At 63.2% G+C, this 5,916-nt stretch carries 6 protein-coding genes; 5 read left to right on the forward strand and 1 reads right to left on the reverse strand.

The window, feature by feature from the left end:
• The 5 genes from EN914_RS21165 to EN914_RS21185 all read left to right on the forward strand — a co-directional run.
• Positions 1 to 1,078 (forward strand): VWA domain-containing protein (locus EN914_RS21165; protein ID WP_127389237.1); only part of this gene is annotated, 1,078 nt, incomplete at its 5' end.
• Positions 1,079 to 1,138: 60 nt separating this feature from the next.
• A complete protein-coding gene (locus EN914_RS21170) occupies positions 1,139 to 1,477 on the forward strand; it encodes an XdhC family protein (protein WP_013532112.1) in 339 nt (112 codons plus the stop codon).
• A 65-nt stretch (positions 1,478 to 1,542) separates the two neighbouring features.
• Positions 1,543 to 2,247, forward strand: a complete 705-nt coding sequence (locus EN914_RS21175; RefSeq protein WP_013532111.1) for an XdhC family protein — start codon at positions 1,543 to 1,545, stop codon at positions 2,245 to 2,247.
• Positions 2,244 to 3,854, forward strand: a complete 1,611-nt coding sequence (locus EN914_RS21180) for an NTP transferase domain-containing protein (RefSeq protein ID WP_024504343.1) — start codon at positions 2,244 to 2,246, stop codon at positions 3,852 to 3,854. Before EN914_RS21175 ends, EN914_RS21180 begins: the two co-directional genes overlap by 4 nt.
• A 32-nt stretch (positions 3,855 to 3,886) precedes the next feature.
• Positions 3,887 to 4,777 carry a S9 family peptidase gene (locus EN914_RS21185; protein WP_024504344.1) on the forward strand — a complete coding sequence of 297 codons (891 nt, stop codon included), beginning with the start codon at positions 3,887 to 3,889 and terminating at the stop codon, positions 4,775 to 4,777.
• Between the two features lie 29 nt (positions 4,778 to 4,806).
• Here the strand turns inward: EN914_RS21185 and EN914_RS21190 are convergent, their stop codons facing one another.
• Positions 4,807 to 5,859, reverse strand: a complete 1,053-nt coding sequence (locus EN914_RS21190; protein ID WP_024504345.1) for a DUF1176 domain-containing protein — start codon at positions 5,857 to 5,859, stop codon at positions 4,807 to 4,809.
• Between the last annotated feature and the right edge of the window lie 57 nt (positions 5,860 to 5,916).

Genomic DNA, 5,916 nt, shown 5'->3' on the forward strand with positions numbered 1-5,916 from the left:
CTACTGGACGCTGCACGCGGTGCTGGTGTCGCGGCATGAGGATCACGCCATTTTCGACGAGGCCTTCCGGCTGTTCTGGAAGTCGCGCGAACTGATCGAAAAGATGCTGGCGATGTTTTCGCCGGTGGCGCCCGACACCAGGGAAAAGCAGAAGCCACGAGCCGCTGAAAACCGGGTCAGCCAGGCGATGTTCGAGGGACACCAGAAGAACCAGCCGCCACAGGAAATTCCCGAGATCGAGGTCGACGCCCGCTTCACCTTTTCCGGCAACGAGGTGCTGCGGGCCAAGGATTTTGCCCAGATGAACGCCGCCGAGATGGCCGACGCCAAGAAGGCGATCGCGCAGTTGCGGTTGCCTTTCGACATGGTGCGGACGCGGCGCTTCAAGGCCGATGCGCATGGCCGCCGCATCGATCCGCGCGCCATGATGCGTTCGGCCGCGCGCACCGGCGGCGAACTGATCCTGCCGAAATTCCGCTCAGCCCGCGAGGTTCATCCGCCACTGGTGGTGTTGGCCGACATTTCCGGCTCGATGAGCCAGTACACGCGGATTTTCCTGCATTTCCTGCATGCGCTAACGGAAAAAAGGCGTCGCGTGCACACCTTCGTCTTCGGTACCCGGCTGACCAATCTGACGCGGCAGATGCGCCATCGCGACCCGGATGCAGCCCTTGCCGACTGTTCGGCGGCGGTCATGGACTGGTCGGGTGGCACCCGCATCGGCGACACGCTGGCCGAGTTCAACCTGATATGGTCGCGTCGCGTGCTGGGGCAGGGGGCGGTCGTGCTTCTGATCACAGATGGGCTGGAGCGCGACGATGTCGCCGGCCTGTCGGAGGAGATGGAGCGCCTGCACAAATCCTGCCGGCGGCTGATCTGGCTGAACCCGTTGCTGCGCTTCGACGGCTTCCAGGCGCGCGCCCGTGGCGTCAAGGCGATGCTGCCGCATGTCGACGAGTTCCGCTCGGTGCACAATCTCGATGCGCTCGCCGATCTCTGCGCGTCATTGGACAAGAAGTCGGCACAATCCGTCGATCCGCGCCGATGGCTGGAAGCTGGCGCGAGGCGCGCCGCATAACCATATCCTTCCCATCCGGAAAACAGATCCCGAGAAAAACAGACTTCTGGAGAAACGGTCATGGAAAACAGCATTTATCTGGATGAGGCCCGCGACCCGCTGATCATTGCGGAGGGCTGGATGAAGGACGGCAAGGACGTGGCCATCGCGACAGTGGTCGAGACCTGGGGTTCGGCGCCCCGACCTGTAGGCAGCCATCTGGTCATCGACGCAGACGGCAATTTCCATGGCTCCGTCTCGGGCGGCTGCGTCGAAGGCGCTGTGGTCAGCGAGGCCATCGACGTCATCGACAGCGGCAAGGCCAGGATGCTGGAGTTCGGTGTTGCCGACGAAACCGCATGGCAAGTGGGCTTGTCCTGTGGCGGCCGCATCAAGGTGTACGTGGAAAGACTGGGCTAGAGCATGATCCCAAAAAGTGGGACCCGGTTTTTGGACAAGATGATGCTCGGACAAGAGATTTCCTGATGGATCCCTACGCCTTAAAAACTTTGAACGCCGAACGACGCGCCCGCCGTGCGGCGATCCTTGTCACCGATCTCGGTGACGGCCGCGACCGGATCGTGCGCGAGGGCGATCACGTCGCCGGCGATCTCGGAACCGCGATCGCCAGGGCGTTTCGCACCGGTAATTCCGGTTCGGTCGAAGCCGAGGGGCGGACTTTCTTTCTCAACGCGCATCTGCCGCAGCCGCGTCTGGTCGTGATTGGCGCTGTCCATATCAGCCAGGCGCTGGCGCCGATGGCGAAGATCGCCGGCTATCCCGTGGAGATCATCGACCCCCGCACCGCTTTCGCCACGCCGGACCGCTTTCCCGATGTGGCGCTTCATGCCGAATGGCCGGAGGATGTGCTGAAGCGTCAGCCGCTCGACAGCTACACCGCACTTGCCGCCGTCACCCATGATCCGAAGGTCGATGATTTCGCCCTGAAGGCAGCACTAGACGCCAACTGCTTCTATGTCGGCGCGCTCGGCAGCAGGAAGACGCATGCCAAGCGTGTCGAACGTTTGCTGGCGCTGGGCGCGAGCGCCGACCAGATCGCCCGTATCCATGCGCCGATCGGGCTCGATATTGGTGCTGCCAGCCCGGGAGAGATTGCTGTTGCGGTGTTGGCCCAGGCGATCCATGCCTTCCGCTCGCGCGGGCTGGACGCAAAAGGTGCGGCGGCGTGAAATTCGGACCGATCCCGATCGAGACGGCGGAAGGCGCGGTGCTGGCACACTCCACCACCGCTGGTGAACGCCGCTTCCGCAAGGCGCATAGGCTGAGCGCCGAAGATGTGGCGCTGCTACGGACTGCCGGTGTTTCCGAGGTCGTTGCGGCTGTTCTGGCTGAGGACGACCTCGGCGAGGATGCGGCCGCGCAAACGATTGCCGGGAGCATGGCCTTTCGCGGCATCGAAGCCAAGCCTGCCGCGACCGGGCGGGTCAACCTCCACGCCAAGGCGCCGGGCATCTTCACGGTCGATGCCGCTGCCATCGACGCCATCAATGCCATCGATCCCGCCATCACCATCGCCACGCTGGCGCAGCATGCGCCGGTCGAAAAAGGCCAGATGGTCGCGACGGTGAAGATCATTCCCTTCGCGGTCGGTTCAGCGCTGGTCGACGCTGCGACAGAAATCTGCGCCGCAGGCGAGATATTTGCCGTCAATGCCTACCGGCCCGTGCGTGTCGGCGTCATCCAGACGGTTCTGCCGGGCATCAAGCCTTCCGTGCTCGACAAGACGCTGCGCGTCACCGAAGCACGGCTGGCGCGTACCGGCGGCAGGCTGACAGCCGAGCGCCGCACGGCGCATGAGATCGCGCCGGTGGCGGAGGCCACGGCTTCCCTGGTGCGCGACAATGACATGGTGGTGATCTTCGGCGCCTCGGCGATGAGCGATTTCGCCGATGTCATTCCCGCGGCGATCGAGAAAGCGGGCGGTACCGTCGTCCGCGCGGGTATGCCGGTCGATCCCGGCAATCTGCTGGTGCTCGGTGCGCTCGGAGGCAAGCACATCATCGGCGCGCCCGGCTGCGCCCGCAGCCCCAAGGAGAACGGGTTCGATTGGGTGCTGGACCGATTGATCGCCGGTCTCGACGTGACCGCCAGGGATATTGCCGGCATGGGGGTCGGCGGACTGTTGATGGAAATCCCCACACGGCCGCAGCCGCGCGAACCGCTGCCGGCCAAATCTCAACTGAAGATCGGCATCGTGCTGCTGGCGGCCGGCCGGTCGAGCCGCATGGGCGGGCCGAACAAGCTGTTGGCGCTGTTCGACGGCAAGCCGCTGGTGTACCGCACCGCCGAGCGGGCGCTTGGCTCGAAGGCGTCCAGAACTGTCGTTGTCACCGGCCACCAGCGCGAGCGGGTGCGCGCTGCGCTGGCGGGCCTCGACGTGACCTTCGCGCACAATCCTGATTTTACCGACGGCTTGTCCACGTCGCTGAAGGCCGGCATTGCCTATCTGCCGGAGGACTCCGCCGGTGTGATGATCGTGCTCGGCGACATGCCCGATATCACGTCCCACGATCTCGACAGATTGATCGATGCGTTCCGCAAGGGCGGCGGCAATGCGGTGGTCCGCGCTTCGCATGACGGCAAGCGCGGCAATCCGGTGCTGTTGCCGCGTTCGCTGTTTCCGGCGATCGCCCATCTGGAGGGCGACACCGGTGCACGCCATCTGGTCGAGACCGAAGGGCTCGATGTCATCGATGTCGAGATCGGCGCGGCGGCGTCTGTCGATGTCGACACGCGCGAGGCGCTGGAAGGCGCCGGCGGCGTGCTGCAGGATTGACAAACCCAAGCCGAATTACGCATGCCTTGGGTATGTCTTTTCGCCGCCAAATTTTCTGTGCCTTTGCAGTCACGACCGCGTTGCTGTCTTCGGCCGCGCAAAGTCAGACGCTGTCCCTAAAACCCTTCAAGGACGATCTCTTCGCCTATCCGCCCACGCTGTCGTCCGACAGCAACGGCGCCTACACGGTCATCGACTACCGCGAGATGCGCGACATCAACCAGCGTGACCAGGTGCCCGAGCGGCGGGTGAACGCCCAATATACCGACGCCAGCGTGCGCAAGGTGCAGCAGGATCTGTTGCTGAAAACCGACGCCGGCGATATCAGGCATGTCGCCGTCGGCAAGACCGAGGGCGCCGGCATCATCGTGCTTTACCTGCACGGGCAGGGCGGCAGCCGCAAGCAAGGTGTCGACGACTTCACCTTCGGCGGCAATTTCAACCGGCTCAAGAACCTGATGGCCGGCAATGGCGGCCTCTATCTCAGTCCGGATTTTACCGATTTCGGCGACAAGGGAGCGGCGCAGGTGGCGGCGCTGATCGGTCATTATGCCGAACGATCGCCAGGCGCGAAGATCTTCGTCGCCTGCGGCTCGATGGGCGGCGCGCTGTGCTGGAAGCTTGCCGCGCGCAAGGACATGGGCGGCCGCATCAACGGCCTGCTGCTGCTCGGCTCGCTATGGGATGAGAGCTTTTTCACCAGCCCAGCATTCAAGCGCCGTGTGCCGGTCTTTTTCGGCCAGGGCAGTCACGACGTGGTCTTCCCAGTGGCAAATCAGGAGGCATTCTTTCGCTCGATCCTGGCCAAATCGAAGACTTACCCGACCCGTTTCGTTCGTTTCGAGACCGGTACCCATGGCACCCCGATCCGCATGACCGACTGGCGCGGCACGCTCAACTGGATGCTATCGAAGTCGCCCTGATCGACACAGCCTGCAAGCCCGTGTGACGCTCAAGGCGCAGTGTTGTAGTCGACGACAGTCTCGGGATTTTGCTCGCCGTCATAGGATGCATCGACGTCGTACTGGACCAGCGAGAAATTGCCGTTGCGGAACAGATACGTGCCGGCGTCGGAAGCATCGCCGACCCCGCGCCACTTGTTGAACGTGGTGATCGTCTGGGTGGCCTCGTCGTAGTCGGAATTGACCGCCCAGCCGGACGTCTGGAAACCGACGATGCTCATGCCCAGCAATTTGCCGTTGCTGTCATTGTTCTCGTAGCGGATGTCCATCTTGGGTTCGGCGAATTGCAATTGCTGCACGGCCGATGTCTCGTCGGTCATATAATAGACCGAGCTTTCATTGTAGGCGGCGGCCGAGCAGGAAAAATGGAACAGCCGCGTCTCCTTGTCGGGGTCGCCGGGCTGCGCATCCTTGTCCTTGTATTTGATTGAAAAGACCGTCGGCTCGTCGGCCAGGAACTGCTTGTCGCACTGGTCGCCATAGGTTGCCAGAAACGCCTTCTTTGCCTGCTCCAGCGCAGTGTCCTTCTTCGGTGGCGGCGGCCCATCGCCGCAGCTTGGCGGCAGCGCCTCCTCGAAATCGACGGTGGAGGGTTTCAGTGCCCCCTTCTCGATGTGGATCGGATCGAAGGGTGGCTCCGCCTGGATCTGGGCATTCACCTGGCGCAGCGTGTAGCAACCGGCAAAAACCTTTTCGCCGCCGCTCTTATCGGTGGCGCGGATGGCGATGGGCACGTTGTAGAAAATGCTGCCGGCCGCACCTTCGTCGGAAACCGCCCCGGTCAAGACCTCGACCTTGTCGGTGCCGTCATAGCCCTTGACGAAACTGTCGAAATCCTTTGCCGGTTTTGTATCGCCGAAATACCCCCAGGCGCGGGCGAATTCGTGCCGGGTGATGGCGCTGTAGAGCGAACGAACAACAGCATCGGCGCTCGACCGGTCGTCGACATAGGGCGCTTCGGGGGCATCTTCGGCTGCCAAGGTCGTTTGACCGATCGGGGCCAGGGAGAGAAAGGCAGTCGCTGCGAAAAGGGCGCATCTCATCGGGAACCTCCGCTCGATAAGAGGATTCTACGACGGCGATTGCGGCAACGTGGTGAC

The organism is Mesorhizobium sp. M7A.F.Ca.CA.001.08.2.1, assembly GCF_003998455.1.
Taxonomy (GTDB): Bacteria; Pseudomonadota; Alphaproteobacteria; order Rhizobiales; family Rhizobiaceae; genus Mesorhizobium; species Mesorhizobium ciceri.

Excerpts from the sequence above, each read along its gene's own strand:
- EN914_RS21185 (WP_024504344.1), top strand. The coding sequence starts at position 3,887 with ATGTCTTTTCGCCGCCAAATTTTCTGTGCCTTTGCAGTCACGACCGCG.
- EN914_RS21190 (WP_024504345.1), bottom strand. The coding sequence starts at position 5,859 with ATGAGATGCGCCCTTTTCGCAGCGACTGCCTTTCTCTCCCTGGCCCCG.
- EN914_RS21175 (WP_013532111.1), top strand. The coding sequence starts at position 1,543 with ATGGATCCCTACGCCTTAAAAACTTTGAACGCCGAACGACGCGCCCGC.
- EN914_RS21170 (WP_013532112.1), top strand. The coding sequence starts at position 1,139 with ATGGAAAACAGCATTTATCTGGATGAGGCCCGCGACCCGCTGATCATT.